This window comes from Streptomyces sp. NPDC058221 (assembly GCF_042882365.1).
Lineage (GTDB): Bacteria > Actinomycetota > Actinomycetes > Streptomycetales > Streptomycetaceae > Streptomyces.
The window spans coordinates 51,069-77,939 of the sequence record NZ_JBHVWF010000006.1; the positions used below are offsets into that span (position 1 = coordinate 51,069).

At 67.7% G+C, this 26,871-nt stretch carries 22 protein-coding genes and 1 tRNA gene; 14 read left to right on the top strand and 9 right to left on the bottom strand.

Annotated elements, in window-relative coordinates; genetic code table 11:
• Positions 1-47: 47 nt before the first annotated feature.
• From ACFVW8_RS03785 to ACFVW8_RS03800, 4 genes are all read right to left on the bottom strand, one after another.
• Positions 48-1,442, bottom strand: a complete 1,395-nt coding sequence (locus ACFVW8_RS03785) for an OFA family MFS transporter (RefSeq protein ID WP_389685952.1) — start codon at positions 1,440-1,442, stop codon at positions 48-50.
• A gap of 69 nt (positions 1,443-1,511) precedes the next feature.
• Positions 1,512-3,650: an acetate--CoA ligase family protein gene (locus ACFVW8_RS03790; RefSeq protein ID WP_389685953.1), complete on the bottom strand. Its 2,139-nt coding sequence runs from the start codon at positions 3,648-3,650 to the stop codon at positions 1,512-1,514.
• Positions 3,651-3,652: 2 nt separating this feature from the next.
• Positions 3,653-4,882, bottom strand: a complete 1,230-nt coding sequence (frc, locus tag ACFVW8_RS03795) for a formyl-CoA transferase (protein ID WP_389685954.1) — start codon at positions 4,880-4,882, stop codon at positions 3,653-3,655.
• Positions 4,883-4,898: 16 nt separating this feature from the next.
• The gene (locus tag ACFVW8_RS03800; protein ID WP_389685955.1) at positions 4,899-6,581 is read right to left on the bottom strand and encodes a thiamine pyrophosphate-binding protein; all 1,683 of its coding nucleotides are present in this window, start codon (positions 6,579-6,581) and stop codon (positions 4,899-4,901) included.
• Between the two features lie 166 nt (positions 6,582-6,747).
• Between ACFVW8_RS03800 and sucC the strand changes: the two genes are divergently transcribed.
• The 3 genes from sucC (at position 6,748) to ACFVW8_RS03815 (ending at position 10,494) form a co-directional block, all read left to right on the top strand.
• A complete protein-coding gene (gene sucC, locus ACFVW8_RS03805) occupies positions 6,748-7,881 on the top strand; it encodes an ADP-forming succinate--CoA ligase subunit beta (protein WP_389685956.1) in 1,134 nt (377 codons plus the stop codon).
• An 11-nt stretch (positions 7,882-7,892) separates the two neighbouring features.
• Positions 7,893-8,804 (top strand): succinate--CoA ligase subunit alpha, encoded by a 912-nt coding sequence (gene sucD, locus ACFVW8_RS03810; RefSeq protein WP_389685957.1) that lies wholly within the window; start codon positions 7,893-7,895, stop codon positions 8,802-8,804.
• A gap of 145 nt (positions 8,805-8,949) precedes the next feature.
• A complete protein-coding gene (locus ACFVW8_RS03815; protein ID WP_389685958.1) occupies positions 8,950-10,494 on the top strand; it encodes an aldehyde dehydrogenase family protein in 1,545 nt (514 codons plus the stop codon).
• A gap of 17 nt (positions 10,495-10,511) precedes the next feature.
• On the opposite strand, the gene ACFVW8_RS03820 is transcribed toward ACFVW8_RS03815, so the two are convergent.
• Positions 10,512-11,816: a DUF2254 domain-containing protein gene (locus ACFVW8_RS03820; RefSeq protein WP_389685959.1), complete on the bottom strand. Its 1,305-nt coding sequence runs from the start codon at positions 11,814-11,816 to the stop codon at positions 10,512-10,514.
• Between the two features lie 247 nt (positions 11,817-12,063).
• Here ACFVW8_RS03820 and ACFVW8_RS03825 point away from each other — a divergent pair.
• A tRNA-Leu gene (locus ACFVW8_RS03825) sits at positions 12,064-12,151 on the top strand.
• Positions 12,152-12,231: 80 nt separating this feature from the next.
• On the opposite strand, the gene ACFVW8_RS03830 is transcribed toward ACFVW8_RS03825, so the two are convergent.
• Complete coding sequence (locus tag ACFVW8_RS03830; RefSeq protein WP_389685960.1) at positions 12,232-13,797, bottom strand: hypothetical protein; 1,566 nt, start codon at positions 13,795-13,797, stop codon at positions 12,232-12,234.
• Between the two features lie 212 nt (positions 13,798-14,009).
• Entirely contained in the window at positions 14,010-14,849 is an 840-nt protein-coding gene (sph, locus tag ACFVW8_RS03835; RefSeq protein WP_389685961.1) for a sphingomyelin phosphodiesterase, read from the bottom strand.
• 37 nt (positions 14,850-14,886) lie between these two features.
• Here sph and ACFVW8_RS03840 point away from each other — a divergent pair, with 37 nt between their 5' ends.
• Positions 14,887-16,464, top strand: coding sequence for a recombinase family protein (locus tag ACFVW8_RS03840; RefSeq protein ID WP_389685962.1), 1,578 nt, complete (start codon positions 14,887-14,889; stop codon positions 16,462-16,464).
• A 58-nt stretch (positions 16,465-16,522) separates the two neighbouring features.
• On the opposite strand, the gene ACFVW8_RS03845 is transcribed toward ACFVW8_RS03840, so the two are convergent.
• The gene (locus tag ACFVW8_RS03845; RefSeq protein WP_389685963.1) at positions 16,523-16,720 is read right to left on the bottom strand and encodes a hypothetical protein; all 198 of its coding nucleotides are present in this window, start codon (positions 16,718-16,720) and stop codon (positions 16,523-16,525) included.
• Between the two features lie 147 nt (positions 16,721-16,867).
• Here ACFVW8_RS03845 and ACFVW8_RS03850 point away from each other — a divergent pair, with 147 nt between their 5' ends.
• The 5 genes from ACFVW8_RS03850 (at position 16,868) to ACFVW8_RS03870 (ending at position 20,355) form a co-directional block, all read left to right on the top strand.
• Positions 16,868-17,512, top strand: coding sequence for a hypothetical protein (locus ACFVW8_RS03850; protein WP_389685964.1), 645 nt, complete (start codon positions 16,868-16,870; stop codon positions 17,510-17,512).
• A gap of 990 nt (positions 17,513-18,502) precedes the next feature.
• Positions 18,503-18,763 carry a hypothetical protein gene (locus ACFVW8_RS03855; protein ID WP_389685965.1) on the top strand — a complete coding sequence of 87 codons (261 nt, stop codon included), beginning with the start codon at positions 18,503-18,505 and terminating at the stop codon, positions 18,761-18,763.
• 79 nt (positions 18,764-18,842) lie between these two features.
• Positions 18,843-19,727 (top strand): hypothetical protein, encoded by an 885-nt coding sequence (locus ACFVW8_RS03860; RefSeq protein WP_389685966.1) that lies wholly within the window; start codon positions 18,843-18,845, stop codon positions 19,725-19,727.
• 14 nt (positions 19,728-19,741) lie between these two features.
• Positions 19,742-20,119 carry a hypothetical protein gene (locus ACFVW8_RS03865; protein WP_389685967.1) on the top strand — a complete coding sequence of 126 codons (378 nt, stop codon included), beginning with the start codon at positions 19,742-19,744 and terminating at the stop codon, positions 20,117-20,119.
• The gene (locus tag ACFVW8_RS03870; RefSeq protein ID WP_389685968.1) at positions 20,116-20,355 is read left to right on the top strand and encodes a hypothetical protein; all 240 of its coding nucleotides are present in this window, start codon (positions 20,116-20,118) and stop codon (positions 20,353-20,355) included. Before ACFVW8_RS03865 ends, ACFVW8_RS03870 begins: the two co-directional genes overlap by 4 nt.
• A gap of 33 nt (positions 20,356-20,388) precedes the next feature.
• Here the strand turns inward: ACFVW8_RS03870 and ACFVW8_RS03875 are convergent, their stop codons facing one another.
• Positions 20,389-20,649: a hypothetical protein gene (locus tag ACFVW8_RS03875; RefSeq protein ID WP_389685969.1), complete on the bottom strand. Its 261-nt coding sequence runs from the start codon at positions 20,647-20,649 to the stop codon at positions 20,389-20,391.
• A gap of 51 nt (positions 20,650-20,700) precedes the next feature.
• Here ACFVW8_RS03875 and ACFVW8_RS03880 point away from each other — a divergent pair, with 51 nt between their 5' ends.
• From ACFVW8_RS03880 to ACFVW8_RS03895, 4 genes are all read left to right on the top strand, one after another.
• Entirely contained in the window at positions 20,701-21,018 is a 318-nt protein-coding gene (locus ACFVW8_RS03880; RefSeq protein ID WP_389685970.1) for an HNH endonuclease, read from the top strand.
• Positions 21,019-21,723: 705 nt separating this feature from the next.
• Entirely contained in the window at positions 21,724-22,080 is a 357-nt protein-coding gene (locus ACFVW8_RS03885) for a hypothetical protein (RefSeq protein ID WP_389685971.1), read from the top strand.
• Between the two features lie 150 nt (positions 22,081-22,230).
• The gene (locus tag ACFVW8_RS03890; RefSeq protein WP_389685972.1) at positions 22,231-22,431 is read left to right on the top strand and encodes a hypothetical protein; all 201 of its coding nucleotides are present in this window, start codon (positions 22,231-22,233) and stop codon (positions 22,429-22,431) included.
• On the top strand, positions 22,431-26,855 hold the full coding sequence (locus ACFVW8_RS03895) for a hypothetical protein (RefSeq protein ID WP_389685973.1): 4,425 nt from the start codon (positions 22,431-22,433) through the stop codon (positions 26,853-26,855). Before ACFVW8_RS03890 ends, ACFVW8_RS03895 begins: the two co-directional genes overlap by 1 nt.
• Positions 26,856-26,871: the final 16 nt, after the last annotated feature.

Here is a 26,871-nt window from a genome sequence, read left to right on the forward strand (position 1 = left end):
GCACAGTTGCGGGGAGGCCCGACGTGGTGGTGCGGACAGCGTCGCCGCTAGACCACTTCCCGGCTGATCGGCTGTGGATTCGGGGCGATGTCCCGTACCCGCGGCCGGCCCGGCTGCCGCAGCATCAGAGCGATGCAGGCCGCCACCATGGAGATCGCTCCGGCCAGCGCATAGGCGCCGTTGTAGCCCCAGGAGTCGACCACCATCGAACCGAGACCACCACCGAACAGCCCGCTGACCAGCTTGCCGCTGTAGACGAGACCGTAGTTGGTGGCGTTGTAGTTCTCCCCGAAGTAGTCCGGGGTCAGGGCGGCGAACATCGGGTAGAACGCGCCGCCACCGAAGCCGGAGAGGAAGGCGAAGAACAGGAACAGCCACTCGCTGTGCATATTGCCGGCCCAGATCACACCGAACTGGGCGAGGCCCAGCACGAGGATGACGAACACCAGCGTCAGCTTGCGGCCCCAGATGTCGGAGAGCCAGCCGACGACGGCCCGCCCCACGCCGTTGATCACCGCCATGACACCCATGGAGGATGCCGCGACCAGCGGGCCGAACCCGACCTCCTTGGCGTAGTCCACCTGGAACGAGATCCCGAAGATGGACACCCCGGCCGTCAGGACGATGGTGATCCACATGAGTGGCAGCATCCCGGTCCTGATGGCCTCCTTCGGCGTGTACTGCTTCGACGCCGGAGGGTTCTTCGCCAGACTCGCCGCACTCTTCTTGTTGCCCGAGTAGTTCAGCGGATCGATCTCCGCCGGCCACCAGTTCTTCGGCGGGTCCTTGAAGAACCAGGCACAGATGGCCACGACGATCAGGACGTAGATGCCGATGAGGTCGAGCACCTCGTTGTAGTTACCGGTGTCGAACGCGTAGTTGAAGATGAAGATGAAGGGCAACGAACCATAGGCGAAACCGCCGTTGACGAAACCCGTCTTCGCGCCGCGCCGCTCGGGGAACCACTTGCCGACCATGTTGATGCAGGTGGCGTAGATGAGTCCGGAACCCAGACCGCCGATGACGCCGAACCCGCAGATCGCGGCGAAGACGTTGTCCAGGTGCGAGAGCGCGAGAAAGCCGACCAGGCAGAGCGCCGCGCCGATGTACATCGCCCGGCGTGCGGTGAGTATCCCCTTCTCGCGCAACCACCCGGCCGGGAAGGCGATTCCGGCCTGGAAGAAGACCCAGACGCTCAGAATCCAGAAGGTGTTGCTCTGGGTCCAGCCATGGGCTTCGGAGAGAGTGTCCTCCGCGGAGCCGTAGGCGTACTCGGACACACTGATGGCCATCATCGCGATCCACGGCATGTACACCATGAACTTGCGGCTGTGGCCGAGAATGCTGCGGTCCGACTCACCGACCCGGTAGACGCGGCCCTTGCCGTCCGTTACTTCCCGGTACGCGACGGCTGACGCGCCCGGTTGTCCGTCTGTGCTCATGAAACTCCCCTTGGCTTCGAAAGAACCTGGCCAGCGCCCCCTGTCCAAACTCTTCGTGCCTGGGAAGGGTCAGGTCAGCAGCCCCGCGGCCCTTGCCCAGCGGTACTTCGCACCGAGCGCCGCGACCGGCTTCTCGGTGGTATAGGGGTAGGCGACGACGCCGCGCTCGAAGAGATACGCGCAGGCCTCCTCGACCTCTGTGTCACCGGCCAGCGACGCCACCACCGGCTTCTCGATGCCGCGGTCCCGGAACTCCTGGACCACCCGGGCGGTCAGTTCGGCGAAGACCATCGGCGGGGTGACGATCGTGTGCCAGTAGCCCAGGACCAGCGCGTGGATGCGCGGGTCCTCCATGCCGAGCCGGATCGTCGCCTCGTACGTCGACGGCGGCTCGCCACCCGTGATGTCGATGGGGTTGCCGGCCGCACCGAACGGCGGAATGAAGGCCTTGAACGCCGCGTCCAGGTCCGGTGGGATCTCCATCAGCGACAGGCCGTTGTCCACGATCGCGTCGGAGAGCAGCACACCCGAGCCGCCCGCGCCGGTGATGATGACGACGTTGTCGCCCTTCGGCGCCGGCAGTACCGGGAGCGCCCGCGCGTACTCCAGCATCTCGTTCAGGCCCGGCGCCCGGATCACCCCCGCCTGCCGCAGGATGTCGTCGTACACCGCGTCGTCGCCGGCCAGCGCACCGGTGTGCGAACCGGCCGCCTTCGCCCCCGCACTCGTACGGCCCGCCTTGAGCACCACGATCGGCTTCTTGGGCACGGTCGCCCGCGCCGCCTCCACGAAGGCGCGTCCGTCCTTGAGGTCCTCCAGGTGCATCGCGATGCACTCGGTGTGCGGGTCCTCGCCGAACCACGTCAGCAGATCGTCCTCGTCGAGATCCGACTTGTTGCCGAGCCCGACGATCGCCGAGACACCGGTCTTCGTCGAACGCGCGAAGCCGAGGATCGCCATGCCGATGCCACCGGACTGGGAGGTCAGCGCGACCCCGCCCTTCACGTCGTACGGAGTACAGAACGTGGCGCAGAGGTCCTGCCACGTCGAGTAGTAGCCGTAGATGTTCGGCCCGAGCAGCCGCACTCCGTACCGCTCGCCGATCGCCACGATCTCGTCCTGCAGGGCCTGTTCACCGGTCTCGGCGAAACCGGACGGGATGAGAACCGCGTTGGCGATGCCCTTGCGGCCCACCTCCTCCAGCGCCGACGCCACGAACTTGGCCGGGATCGCGAAGACCGCCACATCCACCTCACCGGGAACGTCCGTGACACTCTTGTACGCCTTGCGGCCCAGAATGTCATCGGCCCGGGGGTTCACCGGATGTATCTCCCCGGAGAACCCGCCGTCGATGAGATTGCGCATCACCGAATTGCCGATCTTTCCCGCCTCGTTGGAGGCCCCGATCACCGCGACCGAGCGCGGCTCCATCAGCCGCCTCATCGAGGTGAGGATCTCCTCGCGGCCGTACTTCCGGCGCTCCTTGACGGCCTCGGTCGCCAGCAGGATCCGGATGTCGGCGGCAACCGCCCCCTCCGGGGCGGCGATCACCGGATTCAGGTCGACCTCCGCGATCTCCGGGAAGTCCGTGACCAGCTGGGAGACCCGCCGGATCTGTTCGGCCAGCGCCCACCGGTCCACCGCCGGTGCGCCGCGCACACCGCGCAGGATCTCCGCCGCGCCGATCGAGTCGAGCATCGACCGGGCCTCGTCCGCCGTGACCGGTGCCAGCCGGAAGGTGATGTCCTTCAGCACCTCGACGAGCACGCCGCCCAGACCGAAGGCGACCACCTTCCCGAACGTCGGGTCGGTCACCGCGCCGATGATGACCTCCTGGCCCGGCGGCACCAGCTGCTGCACCTGTACGCCGTCGATCCGGGCGTCCGGCGCGTACGCGCGGACGTTCTCGATGATGCGGCAGAAGGCCTCCCGGACAGCCGGGGCACCCTCCACACCCACGACGACGCCGCCGGCGTCCGTCTTGTGCAGCACATCGGGGGAGACGATCTTCAGTACGACCCGGCCGCCGAGCCGGTCCGCATGGGCCACCGCCTCGTCGATGTCCCGGGCCAGTTCCTCGCCCGGCACCGCGATCCCGTACGCGTCCGCCACGATCTTGCCCTCGGGGGCGGTGAGCGCCGTCCGCCCGGAGGCCCGGACGGATTCGAGCAACTGCCTCACCTGTTCGCGATCCTGTGATCCGGCCATGCTCAGATGACTCCGTTCGTCTTCAGCAGCCGCAGTTCCTCGTCACCGAGGCCCAGCTCACCGACGTACACCTCTTCGTTGTGCTGACCGAGCAGCGGTGAAGTCACCACATCCACCGGGGAGTCGGACAGCTTCAGCGGGCTGCCGACGGTGGTGAACGAGCCGCGCCTGGGGTGCTCGACCCGCACGATCATCTCGTTGGCGGCCAGCGACTCGTCCTCCACGATCTCCTTGGTGGAGAGGATGGGGCCGCACGGGATGTTGTGTGCGTTGAGCTGCTCCAGCACCTCCCACTTGGGGAGCGTGGACGACCACTCCTCGATGAGCTGGAACATCTTGTTGAGTTTCGGCAGCCGGGACTCCGGTGTCGCCCACTCGGGGTCGGCCACCAGCTCCGGACGGCCGATGAGCGAGGCGAGCGGCTGCCAGCCGACGGGCTGCACGATCACGTACACGTAGTCATTGGGGCCGCCGGGTGCGCACCGCACCGCCCAGCCCGGCTGCCCGCCGCCGCTGGCGTTACCGCTGCGGGGCACCTCGTCGCCGAAGTCCTCGTTCGGATACTCCGCCAACGGGCCATGATCCAGGCGCTGTTGGTCGCGGAGCTTCACTCGGCAGAGATTGAGCACGGCGTGCTGCATGGCGACGTTGACGCGCTGCCCCCGCCCCGTGTTCTCGCGCTGGAACAGCGCGGCCAGGATGCCGGCGACGGCGTGGATCCCGGTGCCGGAGTCACCGATCTGAGCCCCGGTCGCCAGGGGCGGGCCGTCCTCGAAGCCGGTGGTGGACATCGAGCCGCCCATGGCCTGGGCGACCACCTCGTACGCCTTGAAGTTGGTGTAGGGGCCCTCGCCGAAGCCCTTGATGGAGGCGTAGACGATCCTCGGGTTGATCTCCTGGATGCGTTCCCAGGTGAATCCCATCCGGTCCACGGCCCCGGGGCCGAAGTTCTCCACCATCACATCGCTGCGCCGGATGAGCTCGGTGAGGATCTCCTTGCCGCGCTCGCTCTTGGTGTTGAGCGTGATGCTCCGCTTGTTGCAGTTGAGCATCGTGAAGTAGAGGGAGTCGACGTCGGGGAGGTCACGGAGCTGCTTGCGGGTGATGTCACCGCTGGGGGCTTCGAGCTTCACCACGTCCGCACCGAGCCAGCCGAGCAGCTGGGTGGCGGAGGGACCGGACTGTACGTGCGTCATGTCGAGGACGCGCACGCCCTCAAGAGCTTTGGTCATGCCAACGGCTCCTCTGCTACTTGTACATGGTCTGGTTCATGGTTCCGGGGGCGTACGCGTCCGGATCGACCCATACGTTGATCAGGGACGGCAGACCGGATTCGCGGGCCCGTTGCAGCGCGGGCGCGATCTCTGCGGGGTCGCGGACCTCTTCGCCGTAACCGCCCAGCATCTGGGCGAACTTGTCGTAGTGGACGTCTCCGAGGGTGTTGCCGACCCGCTCGCGCTCGTCTCCGTACTTGGCCTTCTGGCCGTAACGGATCTGGTTCATCGAGGAGTTGTTGCCGACGATGCCGACGAAGGGAAGGTTGTAGCGCACCAGCGTCTCGAAGTCCCAGCCGGTCAGGGAGAAGGCGCCGTCACCGAAGAGGGCCACGACCTCCTTGTCGGGCCTGGCCTGCTTGGCGGCCAGGACGAACGGGACCCCCACCCCGAGCGTGCCGAGCGGCCCCGGGTCCATCCAGTGGCCGGGCGACTTCGGCTGCACGACCTGACCGGAGAAGGTGACGATGTCGCCGCCGTCGCCGATGTAGATGGAGTCCTCGGTGAGGAAGTCATTGATCTCGCTGACCAGCCGGTACGGATGGATCGGTGAGGCGTCCGAGCGCAGGCTCGGCAACCGCTTCTCGATCGCGGTCTGTTCGGCGGTGCGGAGTTCCTCCAGCCAGGCCTTGCGCCGGACCGCACCCCCGTTCAACCGCCCGCTCGCGGCCTCGGTCACGGCCTTCAGGACCATCCCCGCGTCGCCGACGATGCCGAGGTCGATGTCGCGGTTCTTGCCGACCGTGCGGTAGTCGAGGTCGATCTGCACGACGGTGGCGTCGGGGGAGAGCCGCTTGCCGTAGCCCATGCGGAAGTCGAACGGCGTGCCCACGATGATGATGAGATCGGCGTTCGAGAACGCGTAGCGGCGCGACAGCTGGAAGTGGTGGGGGTCGCCGGGCGGCAGGGTGCCGCGCCCCGCCCCGTTCATGTACGCCGGGACGTTCAGGGTGCGGACGAGCTCGACCGCGGAGTCCGTCGCCCTGGTGGTCCACACCTGACTGCCCAGCAGGATCGCCGGCTTCTCGGCGTGCACGAGCAGGTCGGCCAGCTTTTCGACGGCCGCGGGGTCGCCGGCCGTACGGGTCGAGGCCCGGTACTGCCCGGCCTCCGGCACCCGGGCCTTCGACACCGGCACCTTGGCGTCCAGCACATCGCGCGGGATCTCCAGGAAGGACGGGCCGGGCGCCCCGTGATAGCACTCGCGGAACGCCATCGACACCATGTCCGCGGCGCGTGCGGTGTCCGGAACGGTGGCGGCGAACTTCGAGATCGGCGACATCATCTCGACGTGCGGCAGGTCCTGCAGGGAGCCCATCTTGTGCTGGCTGTGCGCTCCCTGACCACCGATCAGCAGCATGGGCGACTCGGCACGGAACGCGTTCGCGACGCCCGTCACCGCGTCCGTCGTACCCGGACCGGCGGTGACGACGGCGCAGCCGGGTTTGCCGGTGATCCGCGCGTAGCCGTCGGCGGCATGGGCGGCGACCTGCTCATGACGTACGTCGACGACCTCGATGCCCTCGTCGACACAGCCGTCGTAGATGTCGATGATGTGGCCGCCGCAGAGGGTGTAGATGCGCTCCACCCCCTCGGCCTTCAGCGCCTTCGCGACCAAGTGCCCACCGGAAATGAGGTCCTGGCTGTCCTCGGGCATGAAGATCCCTGTCCCTTCGTAGGGGAGTGCGGGGAGCCGATCCAGTGCTCCCGCGGTACATTGCATACAGTCGACGAATACTGTATGAACCTTGTTATCCCGCATCCGGTGGGTGGTGTCCAGGGGGCGTGCGGCACTTTCACAATCGGCACGATCGGGAGTGGCTATGGATCTGTACGAGCACCAGGCACGGCAACTCTTCGCAGAGCACGGCATAGCGGTACCGCGCGCCGAGGTCGTCGAAAGCGCGGGCGCGGCCGAGCGGGCAGCCCTACGGCTGGGTGGCCGCGTCGTCGTGAAGGCGCAGGTCAAGACCGGTGGGCGGGGCAAGGCGGGCGGGGTGAAACTCGCCGCGGACGCGGCGGCGGCCGCCCTCACGGCACGTCAGATCCTCGGAATGGACATCAAGGGCCACCTGGTCCGCAAGGTGATGCTCGCCGAACCGGTCGACATCCAGGACGAGTTCTACGTCGGATACGTACTCGACCGGGCTGCCGGTGCCTTCCTGGCCATCGCCTCGGCCGAGGGCGGCATGGAGATCGAGGAGGTGGCCGCGAGCCGCCCGGAGGCGGTGGCCCGGATCCCCGTCGACCCGGAGGAGGGAGTCACCGAGGGGGTGGCGCAGCGTATCGCCGAGGCGGCCGGACTGCCGCCGGAAGCGGCCCCGGTCCTGATCCGGCTCTGGCGGGTCCTCATCCGTGAGGACGCCCTCCTGGTCGAGGTGAACCCGCTGGTGCGCACCACCGACGGCAGGATCCTCGCCCTGGACGGCAAGGTCACCCTCGACGACAACGCCCGCTTCCGCCAGTCCCGTTGGGGTGCGGAGGCCGACGACCCGCACGGCGACCCGCTGGAGGCCGACGCCGCGGCCAGGGGACTCAACTACGTCAAGCTCGACGGCGAGGTCGGCATCATCGGCAACGGCGCCGGGCTGGTCATGTCCACCCTCGACGTGGTCGCAGGCTGCGGCGCCCGCCCCGCCAACTTCCTCGACATCGGCGGCGGTGCCTCGTCCGGCGTGATGGCCGACGGGCTGTCCGTCATTCTCTCCGACCCCGACGTGAAGTCGGTCCTGGTGAACGTCTTCGGCGGCATCACGGCCTGCGACGCGGTAGCCGACGGCATCGTGCAGGCGCTGGAGAGCGTACGGCTGACCAAACCGCTCGTGGTCCGCCTCGACGGCAACAACGCCGCACGCGGCCGCGCGATCCTCGACGCCCGTGCGCACCCGCTGGTCCAGCAGGTCCCCACCATGGACGGCGCCGCGCACCGCGCCGCCCAACTCGCCCACGCAGCATAAGGAGTGCGGACATGGCCATCTTCCTCACCAAGGAGAGCAGGGTCCTCGTCCAGGGCATGACCGGCGCCGAGGGTATGAAGCACACCCGCCGGATGCTCGCTGCCGGCACCCGTGTCGTCGGCGGCGTCAACCCGCGCAAGGCGGGCCGGACCGTGGACGTCGACGGCACCCCGGTCCCGGTCTTCGGCTCGGTCGAGGACGGCATGACGGCCACGGGCGCCGACGTCACGGTCGTCTTCGTCCCACCCCCCTTCGCCAAGGCGGCCGTCATCGAGGCGGTCGACGCCGGTATCGCCCTCGCGGTCGTCATCACCGAGGGCATCCCGGTCCACGACGCAGTCGCCTTCCACGCCCACGCCAGAGCCGGCACCACCCGCATCATCGGCCCGAACTGCCCGGGCGTGATCAGCCCGGGCCACTCCAACGCGGGCATCATCCCCTCCGACATCGCCCCGGCCCCGGGCCGTATCGGCCTGGTCTCCAAATCGGGCACGCTCACCTACCAGCTGATGCACGAGCTCCGCGAGATCGGCTTCTCCTCGGCGGTCGGCATCGGCGGCGACCCGGTCATCGGCACCACCCACATCGACTGCCTGACGGCCTTCGAACAGGACCCCGACACCGAACTGATCGTCCTCATCGGCGAGATAGGCGGCGACGCGGAGGAACGAGCCGCGGCCCACATAGCCCGGCACATCACCAAGCCGGTGATCGGCTACATCGCAGGCTTCACGGCCCCCGAGGGCAAGACGATGGGCCACGCGGGCGCGATCGTCTCGGGCGCGGCCGGCACGGCGGAGGCGAAGAAGACAGCGCTGGAGGCGGCAGGGGTGGCGGTCGGCGCGACCCCCACGGAGACGGCCGCTCTGGCAAGGGCGCGCCTATGGGGCGGGTCTGCCCATTCCAGCCCCTCCGGCGTTTGAGGAGCGGGGTCCGGGGCGGAGCCCCGGTTACGGGAAGGGGGCGGGCAGGGGAGATGGCCCGCCGCAGGCGCCACCCGCACCGACCGGCCACCCGGCCCCGCACCTCACCACCCGCCCCGACCGCGCACCGAGAGCGGAGAAGCCCATGACCCCCAACACCCTCACCCTCAAACCCGGCACGGCCTGGCAGGACGCCTGGCACCGCTGCCTCACCACCGCCCCCGAGGCCTTCCAGGACGACCGCGTCCTGAACCTCTGGGCAGCCACCTGGCAACGCGACGGCCGGGCCATCCCCGCCACCACACCCGTGGACGGCACCCCCATCGCAGGACCGCCCCGGCTCGACGCCCCCACCGCCACCCGCGCGGTCCGCGCCGCCCTCGACCAGCACCGCGCCTGGCGCCACATCCCCCTCAACGAGCGCAGCGCCCGCATCGGGGCCACCCTCGACGCCCTGACCGAGCACCGCGAACTGCTGGCCCTCCTCCTCGTCTGGGAGATCGGCAAACCCTGGCGCCTCGCCCTGGCGGACGTGGACCGGGCGATCGACGGCGTGCGGTGGTACGTCGAGAACATCGACCGGATACTCACCGACCGCACCCCGCTCCCGGGCCCCGTCTCCAACATAGCCAGCTGGAACTACCCCATGTCCGTGCTGGTCCACGCGATGCTCGTGCAGGCGCTCGCCGGCAATGCCGTGATCGCCAAGGCCCCCACCGACGGCGGCGTGGCGTGCCTGACCCTGGCCTGCGCGCTCGCCGCCCGCGAAGGCGTGCCCCTCACCCTGGTCAGCGGCAGCGGCGGCGAACTCTCCGAGGCGCTGGTCCGCTCACCGGAGATCGGCTGCGTCTCGTTCGTCGGCGGCCGCGACACCGGAGCCCGTATCGCCACCGCTGTGGCCGACCTCGGCAAGCGGCACATCCTCGAACAGGAGGGACTCAACACCTGGGGCATCTGGAACCACACGGACTGGGACGCGCTCGGCGCCGTCATCCCGAAGCTCTTCGACTACGGCAAACAGCGCTGTACCGCCTACCCCCGTTTCGTCGTGCAGCGCAGCGCGTTCGACGCGTTCCTTCGCGCGTACCTCCCGGCGGTCCGTTCCCTGCGCGTGGGCCACCCCCTCGCCGTGGCCGACCCGGGCGATCCGCTTCCCGCCCTGGACTTCGGCCCACTGATCAACGCGGCCAAGGCCAAGGAGCTGGGTGACCAGGTGGCCGAGGCGATCGACCGGGGCGCGGTCCCGCTGCACCGCGCCCCGGCGGCCGACGGGCACTTCCTCCCGGGCCAGGACACCGCCGCGTACCTCCACCCGGTCACACTCCTCAACCCACCGCCGTCCTCCCCGCTCCACCACGCGGAGCCCTTCGGCCCGGTCGACACGATCGTCCTGGTGGACACGGAGGCGGAACTCCTCGCCGCCATGAACGCCTCGAACGGGGCCCTGGTCGCCACCCTCTCGACGGACGACCCCGCGACGTACGCCAGGCTGGCGCCCCAGATCCGCGCCTTCAAGGTCGGCCACGGCAAACCCCGCTCCCGGGGCGACCGGGAGGAGCTCTTCGGCGGCTTCGGCGCCTCCTGGCACGGCGCCTTCGTCGGGGGTGAACTCCTGGTGCGGGCCGTGACCGAGGGCCCGCCGGACGAGCGCCTGCCGGGCAACTTCCCGGACCACCACCTGAGGCCGTAGCGGGACCGCGCCGCCCCTCAGCCGATCCCCTGCCGGTCGGGAAGCAGCGCGAACTCCCGCTCGGCCGCGTCCGGCACCGTGCGCTCCACCGCCTGGATCAGCAGCGCACGGTGCCTGACCAGCGGCTTCTGCCGCTCGGGTGCCGCCAGCAGGACAAGATCGTCGATTCCGGCCAGCAGCCGCCGGGTGACCTGCGGGGTGTCCGCGGCGCACCTTCGGACCTCCTCGAACCCGAGATCCACCAGATCCGCCCACCCCGGCACGTCCTGCACCAGGCGCACGGCCCCCTTGCGGTCCCGGTGGTGGACCGCGCCGAGAGGCAGTTCCACGACGGCAGCGAGGAACTGCACGATGCGGTCCAGGCACTGCACAGCGGTGGTGGGGTCGTTCACGGCCGTCGAGAGGGCGCGCAGTGCGATGTCCGAGAGCTGACGCAGCCCGAACGCCAGATCCTGGTGCAGCGTGCGCTCGACACCGACGGACACCGTGTACCGCAGCGCGTGCCGGGGCGGGGCGGCCCCGCCGTGCACCGCCAGCACCGGCGTCCCCGGCACGACGAAATCCCCGAGCCGGGGAATCAGCCGCAGGACGACTCCCTGGCGCCGCGCGGCCCGCACCAGCCGTGCCACGTTCACGTCCCGCAGCACCCCGGCCCGTCCCTCATGCACGAGCTGTACGGTCTCGGCCGCGAGCGGTCCTTCCTGCGGCCGGCCGGCCGGCATCCGCCCCAGCACCCGGAAGGAGTCCCGGGTGATGCGGTCGACGACGGGCCCGATCTGCATGAGGCGCAGCGTGGAGCTCACATAGGCGATGAAGAGCAGCAGGCTGAGCCCGACGAGCACGGCGGTCAGCACGCTCTGCACGAACGGCACGGACGTGACCCGGCGCGGATCCGTCTCGCTCTCGTACGAGCTCAGGACCAGCAGCGAGAAGACGAACGTCGCCAGGAACACCGACAGCGTGAGCTTGCTGATCCGGCTCCGCACGAAGATCCGCACCACTCGGGGCGTGAGCTGCCCGCTCGCCATCTGCACGGCGACCAGCGAGATGCTGAAAACCACACCGATGAAGGTCATCATCGCCGAGCTGACCGTGACGACGATTTGCTTCGTGTCGTCGGCGACCGAGACCAGGTCCCGGATCTCGTCGTACGCCCGCTCACGCTGGAGCAGGGTCACGAGCTGCTCGTCGAGCGCCGAAGCGCCCAGCCAGAGCACGCAGGCGCACACCAGAGTCAGGGTCGGGGCGAACCAGAAGGTCTCGCGCAGATGCTCACGCAACGGTGACAGCGCACGGGGTGGCCGATATCCGCGATCACTCATGCCGGCGAACGTAACCCGCCCCGACCGCGCCACCGTGGACCCCGGCGCCGACCCTCCGGTCACACCGTGCGTACGTGCCCGATGACGGAGCGTACGCACAGGTGGGGCTCGGCTGTCCTGGGCACCGCCCGGATGTACGCGCATCCCGCTGACCAGGGCACTGACCACCGGAAATGCAGGTGAGGCGGACCCCAAACCCCTGGTATTGTTTTCTTTGTCGCCGCGGGAGACTGCGGCTGATCACCCGGTCCGGGTGGCGGAATGGCAGACGCGCTAGCTTGAGGTGCTAGTGCCCTTTATCGGGCGTGGGGGTTCAAGTCCCCCCTCGGACACCAGCTGAGACCCCTGTTCACCAGGGGTCTTCTTGCTTTCCGGGGCTGAGCCGAGCTCGGGTGGCCCGGGCCGCGCTTCCCGGTCAGGCCGAGGACAGCTGTTCCGCTATCTCTTTGACCCAAGCGGCGCTCTTCGCCGGGTCGTTGAGGGATTCCGCCCACTCGTCCGGGGTCTGCCGGTGATGGGCCGGGCCTGATTTGAGAGCGGTGAGAAGGGCTCTGGCCGAGTCCCGCATGTCGGCCGCTGTGTCGCCACTGCCCTTGATGTCCGTGCCCGCCGCGAGTCCGTAGATCTTACGGGCCATGGCCTGGCGCTCACCGTTCTCCACTTTCTTCCAGAACTTCAGGGCCTCCTTCAGCGCATCCCCGCGGGAGGCGGGCTCCGCCGGAGCCTCTCCCTCCGCCCAGCGTTCCGGGTGACGGGCCCCGGCGTAGCGCTTCGCGCCCGCACGGCCGGCCTTGTACGCAGTGACGCCGAGGATGAGGCCGGCCGCACCCGCGGCGAGGCCCCAGCCGACCGGGTTGCTCGCCAGCGCGGCACCTCCCGTCGTGGCGGCGACGGCCGTCACGATGCCGCCCGCGGCCTTGGCGGACTCGCCCACGGCGGTGAACGCCTGCTTGCCCATCTTGTTGCGCTGCTTGCCGAGCGCGTACGTGTGCACCGCGTTCATCGTGTTCATGTCTTCAGCGCGCCGGACTTCCATGGCGGCGTCACGGGTTCTGCCCATCGCCGCCCAGGCCGCATCGATGGCCTCGGAGACGCGCTCCATCCGGTCCTCGCCCTCGTGGTCCCAATGGGCGTCCAGCGCGCCATACGCCTCGTCCGAGGCCGCTTCGGTGTTCTGCCGCTCCAGGTTCAGCCGGGCCAGTGCGCCCTCGTCGGTGCGGCCGGCCGTCCCGAGCTCCTTCAAAGCGCGGTATTTGCGTGCCGTCAGCCCGAAGCGGGTCGCCGCACGGGCGCCTTTCGCCGCACCGACAACGCTGGAGCCGATACCGCTCACCTCGGAAGCGGTAGCGGCGTGTGCCACCATCTGTGCCTTGGTCAGCTCCTTGGCGATTCCCAGCGTGTAGTTCCCGGCCCCGGCGGCGCCGATGACCGCGTCGGCCGTCTTGGTGTTGGCCTTCTTGTCCGCTCCGTGGAAGGCGGCCCCGCTCCGGTGCTTCCCGGCGTCCTGCCTGGCCTTGGCCGCGTCCATGCCACTCAGTACGGCGCCTGCGGCCACCGTGACGAGGTTCTCCGAAGCGGCGGCGGTCCCCGAGGAGCCTGCCGAGTGCTTCAGGGCCTCGCTCCCCGTCGCGGAGGCCTGCTGGGAGAAGCCCGCGTTGGCGGGGACGTGGACGCCCTTGACGAAGGTGTCGATGAATTCGAGATTCTTCTTGACCTTGTCGAGGGCCGCGGCGATCCGGTCGCGATAACTCTTCGCCCCCGCCGGCGGCCTGCCGATCTCCGGCGCGTTCCCCTGATCCGCGCCTCTGGCACGCTGCACCGCCGTGGTTGCGGCCCGGTTGCCGACGCTGGGCCGGATCCCGAGGAGGCCGTGCCCCGTCGGACCGGTGGACGTACCCCGGCTCCGGACCCGGCCCTGCCGGGCGGGCGCTGCGACGGCAACGGCCGGCCGGGCCGAGGTGCGGTGGACCGGGGTGCTCATGGACGTACCTCTCCTGTGCCGGACCGGGCGAGTGGAGAGTAGCCAGGCGTGGCCAACAGAAGGGGTACAGCAGGGAGACCCTTCACGGATGCCGCAGAACGCCTTGTGGCGGGTTCGACCGGTGGACAGCGCCGCGAAGGCCTGGCCGCATGCCACGGGGATTCGGATGCGCTGCCCCTGCCGGTGGTGCAGGTACGGAACCGTCTGTCCGGCTACTGCGCAGCCGCGACGACCGGGTAGTGGTCCGAGAGATTCGTGTAGGTGTGGTCCGTGCCCCAGCTGGAGACGGTCCACGGCGCGCTCTCCTCCTTGACCACCTCGTTCGTCCACCCGGCAGGCCTCGCGTGGCCGGTGCGGTGGAGGACGTGGTCGAGGTCCTCACGGGGGTCGTCGGGATACCGGTCGGCGGCGATCGAGTTGTCCTGCGTGTCGAACGAGTACGGATGCCCGGTGCGGGCGTCCGTACTCGTGAGCCCGGCGTCCATGAGCATCGACGCGTACTCGGGGGAGCGGGAGTCGACGTTGAAGTCACCGGCCACGACGACCTCTTCGGATGCCGGGATGTTCTTGGCGGCGAGGAACGCGTCGATCTGCCGGAACTGCCGGCCGCGGATCTGTGCCGCCTCACCCGCGCCGCACCCGGGGTCGGTCGACTGCGTGTGAGTGCCCACGACATGCACCAGAGCGCCGTTGACGTTCAATTCCGCATAGGCGAAACCCTTGTTGGACCACCAGTCGCTGCCGCAGGCGTCCTCGTAGATGTGCTGCTCCTGCCGGACGATCGGCCACTTGCTCAGGAGGGTCACGCCACCGTCCTCGGGGGTCGTGGCGGAGTAGGACCCGCTGGTGGCGTCCCAGCCGCTGGTGCCGCGGCCGACCACCGGTGTGTGGAAGGGGTACTGGGCGGAGGCGTTGCGCGTCAGTGCGTCCGATGCGGAGTTGTCGAAGGCCTCCTCCAGCACGACGACGTCATTGCCCTGGAAGAAGCCGGCCTTCGGGATCTCCGCAGCCCGGTGCGACTGGCCCCAGTTGGGGTAGAGGTTCGTGCTCATCTGTACTATGGGCTAACTGTACTGCGATGGGGGCGGAATGCGTGGAGCTGAAGAGCGGCCGTACGACGGATGTGGGAAGTGTCTTGTCGGCGTGCGCCGATTGTCCCGCAAGTCCGACGCAACATGGTCGCCCGCGCGGCAGCGAACCAACGTTCTAGCCGCTGTCAAGAGCGTGGGCGGTCATGTCATCGCGTGGGCTGATGACTTCGAGGTGAGCGGCGCCACCGACCCCATGAAGCGCCCGCAGCTGGGCCCCTGGCTGCGCGGCGAGAGCGGACCATACGACGGCATCGCGGGTGCGTCCGTCGACCGCATCGGGCGCAGCCTCCCGGACACCCTGAACACGGGCTACCGCATGAGGGACGAGGGGAAGCTCCTCGTCACATACGGGCACGCTGGACCGTGGGACCTGAATGACCCGGTAGACGAGAACCGGTTCACCATGGAGGCATGGGGCGCACAGATGGAGTTGCGCGCCACGCAGGGTCGGAACCGGGACGAGACGGTGAAGGCCCGCACGCAAGGGCGAAAGCGCGGTAAGCACGCCTACGGGTATCGATACGTCCGCCTCCACCCGAAGGCAGGAATCGACCATGTGGCGTTGGACCGGGGGGAGGAGATGCCTCCCGACGTCCGGGAGCGTGAGAATGCCTGCGAGATCATGCGCGACGTCGCACGCCGCATCCTGGCCGACGAGACAGGCGAAGTCACGGAGTACAGCGAAGCTGCCAGGCTAACCCGCGCCGGCGTCTACTCACCCGCGGACCATGAGCGCGTCATTAGCGGACGGGAGGCACGCGGGGGCCCCTGGAACGGGGCGGCTCTGCGGAAGATGCTTCTGTCAGAAGCGGCCCTCGGCTACCTCCTGCACCGCGAACGTCCAGTCATCGACGACAAGGGCATGCCGGTGAATGTGGCTCCCCCGCTGTGGAACCTGGCAACGCATCACGCGCTGAGCAAGAAGCTTGGGCCGAAGGTGCCGAGACAGAAGCGCGCTCAGTCCGGCAACCATCTGCTGTCCTCCGTCGCAGTGTGCGGCGTCTGCGGCTACCGGCTCTACCGCACGGGGAGCCCCGTGGCGATGACGTGCAAGTCTCGCGCGTTCGGGCAGTCGGAGTGCAAGCCGTCCCCCACCATTCAGGTGTCCATCCTGGAGGCGAGCCTCACAGGATGGTTCCTGGAGACGTTTGGGGAGCACCAGTTCATGGAGACGGTCTACGACCCTGGCAACGGCGCCGAAGAGGCGCTAGGCGAGGTGCTGGCAGCTCGGAACCGCCTGCGCGACGACCGGGCAGCGGGGCTGTATGAGGACGAGGACGACGCAGAGTGGTACCGCACTCGGTACAGCGAACTGACAGCCGCCATCAAGCGCCTACGGGCCGTGCCCATCCGCCCTGCCGGCATGGTGACTCGTCCGACCGGCGCGACGGTTGAGTCAACGTGGAAGGCTGCGGCCGACAATGGCGCACGTCGGCAGCTCCTGCACGAGTTTGACGTCACCGTACGGGTGTGGCCGGAAGGGAATACCCCACGATGGCTGCCTGTCGTCGCTGGCGAGAGCCCCGACGAGGGCGCGGAGAGCCGTCTCCGACGCGCGCAGGCGGTGCCTGCATAGTCGCCGGAGCACACGAAGAGCCCCCATCGGTGCCGGTGGGGGCTCCGTGCTGCGCTGCTCACTCTGCGGGCGTGCTCCACGGGCCGGCGGGCGGACGCTCCGGGAGCTTGGATCCGGGCCTGCGGCAGTAGTAGGAGACGAAGCGTCGCAGGACGTCAGACCGGTCCGTGTCGTCCGGCACGGCCTCTCCGAATGCTTGCCACAGCTCAGCGTCGATGCGAAAGCGGCTGGCGGGGGTCTTCGGTTGGTTGGGCATGCGACGACCGTAGCAGAGGTGTGGACACACCCGCCCGGTTGTGCGTAAGGTGTGGACACACCCCGGGAACCTCCCCGGAAACACCACAGCCCCGCGTCGACTTGGCGGAAGAGCGGGGCCGTGAAACTCCAGCTAAGGAGCCCGACCATGTTCTCACACCTCACCCCCGCACAGCTGGACGGCGTCGCCTGCATCGTTTGCGACGACGAGAGCGGGACGATGATCCCCGTCGGACACCACGAGGGAAACCAGCTGTTCGCGCACCGCTCCTGCAACGTTCAGCCGGCGGACGACGCGCATGACACCGCCCTCGTCGTCGGACCGATCGAGACGGCTGACGATCGGGACTTCCTCCGCGGCCATGCGGTCGACGTGGCGGCGCAGACCGGGACCATCGCGACGTACGCACTCCACACGGACTACAGCGTGACGGACTTCGGAGCGATGTACGTCCTCGGGAACGCCGCGGAACTGCGGGACTGCGCAACGCTCGTGCTCATCGCGGAGGCGCTGGCAGCAGGGATCCCGGTCTACGACGCGTCGCACCCGCAAGAGGCTGGTCGCTGCGGGTGCGGGCTGGTCCAGTCGGTTCGGGTTCTGCGCGATCGTCACGGCGACATCGTGCGTCATGAATGCCTCGGACTGACGATGGGCTGTGCGCACTGCGGGGAGTACGGCGACGCGGAGGAACTGACCCTCGTCGAAGAGGGCGCCACGTTCCACCCGGTACACACCACATGCCTCGCGGAGGCCCGTCGGTCGCAGCCTGGAGAGAAGTTCGCTACGGCCTGACGTCACCCTGCGTAACCTGGAAGGGCTCGGCTGCTCCGGCGGTCGGGCCCTCCGCGCGTTCCTCGTCGACGTCCTCCGCCCTCTCCGATGAAGCGGAGAGCGACGTTCCGCGCTCAGATGAGCGTAGACAGCTGTGTAAGTTAGGGTGCCCTGTGTGGCGTGGGTCACGCTTCCCCGTCGAACCCTGCCAATCCGATGACAAACCGCACGTCGCTGACCTGCGGTTTTGGCTAGATTGACAGAATGGGGGCCCAGATTCCTTTAACCCTCTACGTGTCAAGACCCTCTTGGAAAAGCTATTTAGTTTGTCATTCTGTCTCCAAACTGTCCGCACCCCCTTCCGACCCCTCGCTGACGTCGAAACCGCACCCGGGGGAGGCGTGGGAGGCATCCTGACGTCTCCACGGCCCCTGACGGCCCCCGTGAGCGCCTGAGCGCCCCTCTCTGGTACTTGGAGTGATTCGGAGTGCGGTAGGCCGTTAGGGCGGCGTACAGAGCCGCAGGGCAACGCGCGGGGGTGGAGGCGGACGAAGATCACGCTCCGTATGTACGCCCGGGGTCACGCATCGCGGCCGGCCGAAGTCGATGATTCGAGTGTCCGGATCTCGTAACAGTGTGACGCCGTTATGGCCGATAAGTTCCTGTATGTGCAGTATGTCGCGTCACATGCGCCCCATAACTAAGGTAGAAGGCTTTTTCTCACGCGCACGCGTACGCGCGATCCCCAAGACCGCGGGACCTGCGGCGGAAGGCTCTTGGCCTCGTCCTGGTTCCGTGTGCACTCCAGCTCCGTCGATCGCCTTTCTCGATGTTGGGCTGGACGGCCAGGCGTAGAGCGACGTCGGAGAGCTCAGCTCCCGCCACTCGACGTCGCTCCGCCTGGCCTTAGACCTCTGCTTCGCGACGCTGGCCACGGCCGGCGTTTTTCATTTGCCCGACCATGCAGACAGCCCGATCCCCTGACCGACAGGACACCCCCAGGAGTAGCCCATGTATGGAACCAGCGATGTCCCGGACCGCACTGAGCGGCAGTGCCCCGGATGCCTGCGCGTGCTCGTCGTCGACGGCGAGAGCTTCCACCGAGACCCGATGTGCGCGGACGGGTACACCCGCAAGTGCGCCGAGTGCCGCAACGAAGCTGAGCGCGACCGGTACCACCTGGAGGCCCCTTACCGCGCCAGGGTGCGCCGTGAGCGACGTGCAGAGCGTCGGGCGTACTTCGAGTCGACCGGCCGCTACGAGGCCGCCTGATGACCGCTCAGCCACCCTCAAGCCCTACCGCAGCCCCTGTCGAACGGCAGGGGCTCACGCATGACCCGAGAGGCACCGAATGACCGAGAACCAAGCTCTCGATGCGGCGTACCTCGCCGTTCCGGAGATCGCCGAGTACCACGCCCGTCGCAAGCGCGTCGCGGATCTGCTCACGTCCCTCCCCATCGTTGACGCACCCGAGGCGGCGGCGCAGAAGATCGCTGACGACGCCGTCAGCGACTACCTGACGTCGGGGGCGTGGGACGAGAGCACCAACGAGCGTGCACAGGCGGCTTACACGGCCGCTGTAGGCGCCCACGCGGTCCGTACGCGCCTGTCGGTAATGCATCGGGAGTTCATCTCCGGGGCGTCGCTCCGGTCGCTCTACGAGGCGAACAGGGACGAAATCCTGACCAACCTCGGCACACAGCTGAGCGCACTCCTGGAGGAGGCGCGCAAGCACATCGCCGACCTGGGCGACGTCCGCACCGCAGATCAGGCGATCGACGCAGGCGCGAAGGCGTCCGCGGCCTACGCATCGATGCGCCCGCTCGTCGCGCAGCTGACGGACATCAGGGCGGCTCAGTGGGTGGCGCTTGGCGCTGGCGAAGAGGGCGGCCCCATGAGCCGTTGGACCCTCGCCAAGACCTCCGGCTTTGGCGATCTCCAGGGCATCTCCGATGACACGCCGTTCCGTGAGCGTGAGGTGATGAGGCGCCAGTCATACGACCTGGAGCACCTCGTGTACATCGCGCAGCTGGGCACGGCGTACGTCCCTGCCGACGTCGACGAAGTCCTAGCGGCGCAGGAGGCGTTCGACGGACGGCATTCCACCCCCGACGATGTGCGGCCCCTGGACATCAGCCCGCGTGTCGCGCCGCACCGCACCCCGCGTCAGCCGAACCGCGGGACCGACACCAACGGCGAGCGTGAGGCAGTCTCCCGCGCCCGCCAGAGGAACTAAGAGAGGTAACCAACATGCCCGAAGCGATCACTCCGGAGCCCCTCACGGGCCCCGTGCTCGAACTAGCAAAGCTCCGTGCCGGCCTGGCTGCTGGCCTGACGGTGGAGCAGTCCGCGCGGCTCCAGGGCGCCGACGAGGCAGCCCTCACCGCTGACGCAACCTCGTTCGCGTCGGAACTGTCCGCAGCCAACCCCGCCCCGCAGGCGCCTCGTGCGGGCGGCGCCCGTGGCCCTGACGTCCAGGGCACCGCAGGAACCGTCGCAGGCGGTGCAGCCCGCTACAGGCAGCGCGTCGGCCTGGACGAGAACGGCAACCGGCCGGAGCCCAAACCCCTGCCGACCGACGGACGAAACCCGTTCGTTGAGAACCGAGCCACATGGAGCCACCGATGACCACCCTCCTGTTCGACGAGTACACGCAGCCCATGAAGAACCGCGCCATCGAACTGAGCGGCACGGCCGTTGTGGTGGAGCTGCTGAGCGGCAAGGCCCTGACGGGGACGCTCTCGTACGCCCTGGTTGATGGTCCACAGGCCACCAAGCAGTACCCGAACGTGCTCACTGTCACCGTGGAGACGAAGGCGTACACCGTCCGCCTTGACGCCGTCGCAGCCATCGGGCAGGGCTGAGCCCCGGGCCCGCGTGGAGCGACTCGCGCGGGCCTAGATGGCGGCCCTGAACACCAGCATCCACGAGGTGTTGACGCCTATCGCACTGTGGCCGACGAACGTGTCTGGCTGCATCGTCTCCAGTCGCCATCCAACGGCCTCTACGGCTTCGATGGCGTCGGCCAGTGCCACCATGTTGTTGTCGGGCAGCTGTGGCACCTGGAGGCGGTAGGCGAACACCTTGTGCCCCGCCTTCATGCGCGCCTGTGCAGCGGTGTCGATGCGTGCTGACGCGACCTTGTCCCGTATCCCCATGGGGACACCGTAGCCACGTCGCCCCATGCAGCGTGGCAGATGGGAGGAACTATGAGCGGCTGGAGTAACAGCACGCGCAAGCAACGGCTGCCACGCAATTGGGCTGCCCTGCGGCGACGGGTGATCCGCCGTGACGGTGGTCAGTGCACGGCTAGGTATAGCGACGGCAGACGGTGTGAGCTGCCAGGTGTCGACGTCGACCACATCATCCCTGACTCGCTCGGAGGCTCGGATGACATGGACAACCTGGCTCTGATCTGTACATGGCACCACGCTCAGAAGAGCAGCAGCGAAGGCGGAACAGCAGCTGCCCTCAAGCGCAAGAGCATCCAACGTCCGACGTCGACGCATCCCGCGCTTGACGATTGATCATGCTCTGACCTGTGGCGATCTCATGATCAACCCACCCGATATACCCCAAACGATCATCACGCCGCTCGTAAGTGGGCTGAGCCTCGCGGGGCGTACGACTCTGGGGATATGGCTTTACGGCCCTGAAATGGGCCTTTTCCGCCCCCTCAGGGCCCATTCTGAGCCCCTCCGGCCGGCTCCGCACGGTGGATCGCGCCCGACGGGCGGCAGGGGCGTAGGCGCCGATCGGTTGCAGGGTTCCCGGGCGTGAATCAGTGCAACTGCTGGTGAGCGTGGTTGTAACCGTGACAGATTTGCTCTCAGGTAAGCAGTGAATATCTCCCGTCTTTGCCTTTCCTTTACCTTCAGCGCCGGCGCACACGTCGGCGCTGCTCTGCATGCCCCTGGAGGGCGAATGACCAACGAACCCAAGTGCCCCCGCGCGGGATGCAAGCTGACGTGCTGGCACCGGTATGACGACAAGGGGCGGAAGTTCTACACCGCGTGGTGTTCTTCCTGGTGTAGGCATTGGGACGTCGCAGCCCGCCAGGTTGCCCACGGCGGCAACGAGCGGCAGGCCGCAACGCTGCTGGAGGCGGCAGCCATCCTTGACGCCCGGAAGTCCGGAGGCGACCCGGTACGCGGGATTCAAGTGGTTGCCGGCCGCTGGATCGTGCACACGGGAGCGCGTTCGTCGACGCTCCGACACCGGAGGGCGGCGTAGTGGCGGCGCGCTACACCGGGAACTTCGACGGAATCGGCAAGCTGCTCCGGCTCCCTGGGGTGCAACTTGTCTGTCGTGACGCGGCAGTTGAGATCATGCACGTTGCGCAGGCGACGGCCCCCGTCGGCAACCCGGAGACGGACCGGCATAGCGGGCTGTATAAGGCCTCGTTCAGCGTTGAACCCTTCGTCGGCACCGTCCCATGGCGAGGGGTGCCCTACCAGCGACGGGGCGCGAGGGTTCTCAACTCCAGCCCCCACGCTTTGGTGGTAGAGCACGGAGGCGGGAAGAACAGCACGCCTCGTCACGCAACTCTCACGAAGGCCATAGACGCCGTCTCGTCGAAGTTCCGCTAACCCCCGCGCAAACACCCCACTAGACCACTGACAGGCCCTTAGCGACCCGCTAAGGGCCTGTCTCGCATGCCCGAAAGGCTGCTCATGCAAGTACAACAACGGGGCCCCAACCCCTCAACATGCTTCCGCCCCGGGTGCAGGTTCTCCAGGATGCTCGCCTTCGACGACGGAGGCGGGTTTGGGTTCCTCGATTTCTGCTCGCTGGCTTGTGCTCAGTGGACAGAGTCGGCGCTGAAGACGGCACGGGCTGACTGGTCGCCCGACGTCGAACACCAGGCACACCGCCTCGACGTCTTGTCGACGATGCTCGACGCCCGCTCAGAGCCCGTTGACCTGACGGGCGGCGTCTGATGGCCACGAACGTAGTCGGAACGGCAGCCGTTGAGGTACTGCCATCGACGGAGAACTTCCACCGCCGTCTAGCAGCCGCTGCTCTCCCTGCCGCGACACGCGTTGGGCAGCAGGCCGGCGACAACTTCAGCGACGCCTTCAGTCGCAACGTCGTCATCGCGATTCCTGACGCCGTTCTCCGCGGCGGACGAGCAGCGACGAGAGCGGCAGGGTCACAGGGCGGGGATGCGGGCGGGGCGTTCGCGCGCTCCATCCGCCGGAAGCTCGAAGCGGCGTTCAAGGCAATGCCGAAGCTGGACATCCGACTGAGCGACACCGGCGTTGACGCACAGCTGAACCGTCTCCGAGCGCGGATGGAGACACTCAGGAACAAGACCATCGGTGTCGACGTCACCACGGCTGACGCCGAACGCGAAATCATCAAGATCGATGCGGAGCTGAAGCGCCTAGGCGCACAGCACGCCGACGTGGACGTCCGCGCAGACACCGCTACCGCTCGCGCCGCCCTGGCCGCAATTCGTGCCGATATAGCGGCGGTTGACGGCAAGGACGTCGATATCGACGTCAAGATCAACACCTCCGGAGCCTCCAGCGCCCTCATGGGCCTCGGGATCCAGATCCTGGCACTTACCGCCATCCCTCTCGGTCCCATCCTCGCGGCCGGCCTAGGCGGCGTAGCAGCTGCTGCCACAGCAGCCGGCGCCGGCGTAGGGGCCCTGGCACTCGTCGCCATCCCGGCCGTTAAAGGCATCTCTGAGGCGCTCACCGCGAAGAAGGCCGCGGAGGACGAGGCGACGTCAGCCACAGACCGTGGCGCCGCATCCAACACGTCGGCCGCACGGCAGGCCCTGAGTGCAGCCGGAGCACAGGCTGCCCTGGCATCAGCCCACCGCAACGCTGCGAACGCCATCGTCACGGCTAACCGACAGGTCGAGACCGCCGAGCGTGCGGTAGCGACGGCTGTGCAGTCCGCAGCCGACGCCAGGCGCAACGCCGCGGAGGCCGTGGAACGTGCTGAGAGGCAGCTCTCCGACGCTCAACGCTCCGCGCGACAGGCTGAGGACGATCTGACGCAGGCGCGTCAGACGGCGGCTCAGCAGCTGCGGGACCTGAATGACCAGCTGCTTGACGGGATGCTGGACCAGCGTGAGGCGACTCTTCGCGTCCAGCAGGCACAGGAGTCGCTGAACGAGGCGATCGACCGTGCGCGGACCGGTAAGGGCTCACAGCTGGACATCGACGCCGCGCAACTCGCCCTTGACCGTGCCAAGCAGGGCGCCAAGGAACAGAAGCAGGACTACGCCGACCTTCAGAAGGCTGCTGACAAGCAGCGGAAGGCGGGCGTAGAGGGATCCGACGCCGTCACGGCCGCACAGGCGCGCCTGAGCGATGCACAGCGGACCGTCGGGGACAACACCGAGGCTCTCGCGAAAGCCCGTCAGGCGGCCGACAAGGCAGCCCGGGACGGCGCTCAGGGAGTTGCCGACGCGCAGCAGCGCGTCACCGACGCTGAGCGTCAGGCCGCCGAAGCGCGGGTATCCGCCGCGGAGTCGGTGGCGAACGCGCAACGCGGACTTGCCTCCGCTCAGCTCTCCTCGTCGACGGCAACCGCCAAGTCGGCGAGCGCTGCGGACAAGTACAAAGCCGCACTGGACAAGCTCACGCCGGCAGGGCGCGGCCTGTTCAACGCGATTGCCGGTCCCAACGGGCTGACAACCGCCTTCAAAGCGTGGAGTACGAGCCTCCAGCCGGCCGTACTCCCGCTGTTCACGCGAATGGTGAACGGGGCGAAGGCGGCACTGCCCGGTCTAACGCCTCTCGTCCTCGGTGCAGCGTCGGCTATCGGCGTGCTTCAGGGCAAGGCCAGTGGGGAACTCAAGAACCCCTTCTGGCGAGGCTTCAAGAAGGATCTGACGACGAGCGTAAAGCCTGCGGTAGTCGGGCTCGGTGTCGCTTTCGGCAACATGCTGAAGGGGATGGCGGGCGTCATCGGGGCCTTCCTGCCGCATATGCGAGGGATCGCATCCGAAAGCGACCGGATCACGGCCCGGTTCGCGAAGTGGGGCAGCAGTCTCAAGGGTAGCCCGCAGTTCGAGAAGTTCTTGACCTACGTGAAATCCACAGGCCCCGGACTGGCGGAGTTCCTCGGCAAGATCATGACGTCGATGCTGGACTTCTCGAAAGCCATCGCGCCGTTGTCGACGGCAATGTTCGCGATCGTCGGACCGCTCTTCGACGCGATTACGTGGCTGTCGACGAACATGCCCGGACTGGTGCAGACCCTTTGGACGCTCTACACCGTTTCGAAGGTTGTTCGCCTCGGGATGATTGCAATGGGCGTCGCAACGGGCGTCTATTCCACCATCATGGCTCTCGCGACGCTGGAAACGTTCACGTTTAGCGCGGCGTTGGCGACAACGGGAATCGGCGCCCTGATCATGGTCATTGTTGTGGCCGTTGCGGCGCTCGTTGCGGGCATCATCTGGGCCTTCAAGAACGTCGGCTGGTTCCATGCGGCAGTAATGGGAGCCTGGAGCGGCATCAAGGTCGCAACGCTGTTCCTCTGGGGCTCCGTCCTCAAGCCTACATTCGATGGCATCTGGACGGCTCTAAAGGCCGTCGGTGCGGCTGCAACTTGGCTCTGGGTAAACGCACTTCGCCCAGCATTCGGGTTCATCGCAGCAGCTGCAAAGGTGTTGTTCACGGCGCTCGTCGTGATCCTCCTGACGCCTGCGATCCTGACGTTCAAGGCTCTCGGAGCGATCGGGAAGTGGTTGTGGAAAATGGCTCTGGGCCCAACGTTCAGGGGCATCGGCGAGGCTGCAACGTGGCTTTGGTCGAAGAGCTTCAAGCCTGCGTTCAGCGCGATTGGTGCGCTGGCCAAGTGGGTCTACGACAAGGCCATCAAGCCGGCCATGGCGGGATCGAAGCTGGCATTGAACGGCTTCGCAGCAACTGCCCGCTGGCTGTGGTCGTCGGTCGTGAAGCCCGTGTTCGGCTGGATCGGTGATCGGGCGGACTGGCTCTACCAGAAGGGAATCAAGCCTGCCTTCGACTCGATCAAGGCTGCGATGAAACTCGTCTCGGCCTCGTTCGAGACCGGCAAGAAGAACATCAAGAAGTCCTGGGATGCCATCAAGAAGATTGCGGCCGACCCCGTGAAGTGGGTGGTGTCGCACGTCTACAACGACGGCTTGGTTAAGCTCTGGAACAAGGTGGCGGCGGTTACCGGCGCCAAGGATCTGAAGCCCCTCAAGCTCGATGGCTACGCAACGGGTGGAATCATTCCCGGCTACACCCCGGGCGTCGATAACCATTTGATCGCCGTTGGCGGAGGCGAAAGCATCCTCCGACCTGAGGTCACCCGGGCCGTCGGGGCAAGCTCCATTCACGCCCTTAACCACGCCGCCCGCAACGGTGGCGTTGGAGCCGTTCAGGCCGCAATCGCCAACGGAACACCGGCGTTCGCCAATGGTGGCGTCGTCGGCAACCTCTGGGGCGGAATCAAGAACGTCGGCAACACCATCAAGAACGGCGTTGTGGATGCCGCGGAGTTCCTGACGAACCCTGACAAGGTGTTCGAGAAGGCGTCCAGTTGGGTCAAGGACTCGATGAAACAGTTCGCCAACTCGAAGTGGGGCGAGACGGTCACTAAGATCCCGATCGCGTTCATCAAGCAGATGGCGAACTCCATCCTTGGGTTCGGGGGTGAGGACGGATCCGGCGTCGCTGCGAGCGGCGGTGTCGGACGTGCTCTCGCATGGGCCAAGTCGCAAGCGGGTTTGCCGTACCAATGGGCCGGCGGTGGAAACCCAAGTTGGGACTGCTCTGGCTACATGGCCGCAATCCAGAAGGTCATACTTGGTCAGAATCCCCGGGGTCGACTGTGGTCGACGCACAGCTTCAACGGGAATACCGCTCCCGCAGGGTGGGTGCGTAACTTGCGTTCGCCTTTCATGGTGGGAATCACAAACGCGGGGGTAGGCCACACAGCCGGAACTCTCGCCGGCGTGAACGTTGAAAGCCGTGGAGGGCGCGGAGTAGTCGTAGGGCGACAGGCCCGCGGCTGGAATGACCGCCTCTTCACGTCGCACTACGGGTTCAAGCCCGCCATCAAGGTGCCGCAGCCGAAGGGCTACGCACAGGGTGGGTTCCCCGTGCCCGGTGACTGGTCCATCGTGGGTGAGCAGGGCCCTGAACTCCTCCAGTTCGCCTCACCCACGCAGGTGACGAGCAACCAGGACTCACGCGCACTGTTCCGCCAGGCGGCATCGGGCGGCAGCGAGCCAGCCCGCGTACCCGATATCCGGGTGGAGGCCAAGACCTACCTGGACGGCCGCGAAATCGGCGGCTACGTGGACCACCGCATCACCCTGCACGACGCAGAGACAGGCCAGGCGCTGACGTCCGGCCGCTACGTCTAACCCACACCCACACAAG

Coding starts and splice junctions, on each gene's coding strand:
- ACFVW8_RS03785 (WP_389685952.1), bottom strand. CDS start 1,442: ATGAGCACAGACGGACAACCGGGCGCGTCAGCCGTCGCGTACCGGGAA.
- ACFVW8_RS03790 (WP_389685953.1), bottom strand. CDS start 3,650: ATGGCCGGATCACAGGATCGCGAACAGGTGAGGCAGTTGCTCGAATCC.
- frc (WP_389685954.1), bottom strand. CDS start 4,882: ATGACCAAAGCTCTTGAGGGCGTGCGCGTCCTCGACATGACGCACGTA.
- ACFVW8_RS03800 (WP_389685955.1), bottom strand. CDS start 6,581: ATGCCCGAGGACAGCCAGGACCTCATTTCCGGTGGGCACTTGGTCGCG.
- sucC (WP_389685956.1), top strand. CDS start 6,748: ATGGATCTGTACGAGCACCAGGCACGGCAACTCTTCGCAGAGCACGGC.
- sucD (WP_389685957.1), top strand. CDS start 7,893: ATGGCCATCTTCCTCACCAAGGAGAGCAGGGTCCTCGTCCAGGGCATG.
- ACFVW8_RS03815 (WP_389685958.1), top strand. CDS start 8,950: ATGACCCCCAACACCCTCACCCTCAAACCCGGCACGGCCTGGCAGGAC.
- ACFVW8_RS03820 (WP_389685959.1), bottom strand. CDS start 11,816: ATGAGTGATCGCGGATATCGGCCACCCCGTGCGCTGTCACCGTTGCGT.
- ACFVW8_RS03830 (WP_389685960.1), bottom strand. CDS start 13,797: ATGAGCACCCCGGTCCACCGCACCTCGGCCCGGCCGGCCGTTGCCGTC.
- sph (WP_389685961.1), bottom strand. CDS start 14,849: ATGAGCACGAACCTCTACCCCAACTGGGGCCAGTCGCACCGGGCTGCG.
- ACFVW8_RS03840 (WP_389685962.1), top strand. CDS start 14,887: ATGCGTGGAGCTGAAGAGCGGCCGTACGACGGATGTGGGAAGTGTCTT.
- ACFVW8_RS03845 (WP_389685963.1), bottom strand. CDS start 16,720: ATGCCCAACCAACCGAAGACCCCCGCCAGCCGCTTTCGCATCGACGCT.
- ACFVW8_RS03850 (WP_389685964.1), top strand. CDS start 16,868: ATGTTCTCACACCTCACCCCCGCACAGCTGGACGGCGTCGCCTGCATC.
- ACFVW8_RS03855 (WP_389685965.1), top strand. CDS start 18,503: ATGTATGGAACCAGCGATGTCCCGGACCGCACTGAGCGGCAGTGCCCC.
- ACFVW8_RS03860 (WP_389685966.1), top strand. CDS start 18,843: ATGACCGAGAACCAAGCTCTCGATGCGGCGTACCTCGCCGTTCCGGAG.
- ACFVW8_RS03865 (WP_389685967.1), top strand. CDS start 19,742: ATGCCCGAAGCGATCACTCCGGAGCCCCTCACGGGCCCCGTGCTCGAA.
- ACFVW8_RS03870 (WP_389685968.1), top strand. CDS start 20,116: ATGACCACCCTCCTGTTCGACGAGTACACGCAGCCCATGAAGAACCGC.
- ACFVW8_RS03875 (WP_389685969.1), bottom strand. CDS start 20,649: ATGGGGATACGGGACAAGGTCGCGTCAGCACGCATCGACACCGCTGCA.
- ACFVW8_RS03880 (WP_389685970.1), top strand. CDS start 20,701: ATGAGCGGCTGGAGTAACAGCACGCGCAAGCAACGGCTGCCACGCAAT.
- ACFVW8_RS03890 (WP_389685972.1), top strand. CDS start 22,231: ATGCTCGCCTTCGACGACGGAGGCGGGTTTGGGTTCCTCGATTTCTGC.
- ACFVW8_RS03895 (WP_389685973.1), top strand. CDS start 22,431: ATGGCCACGAACGTAGTCGGAACGGCAGCCGTTGAGGTACTGCCATCG.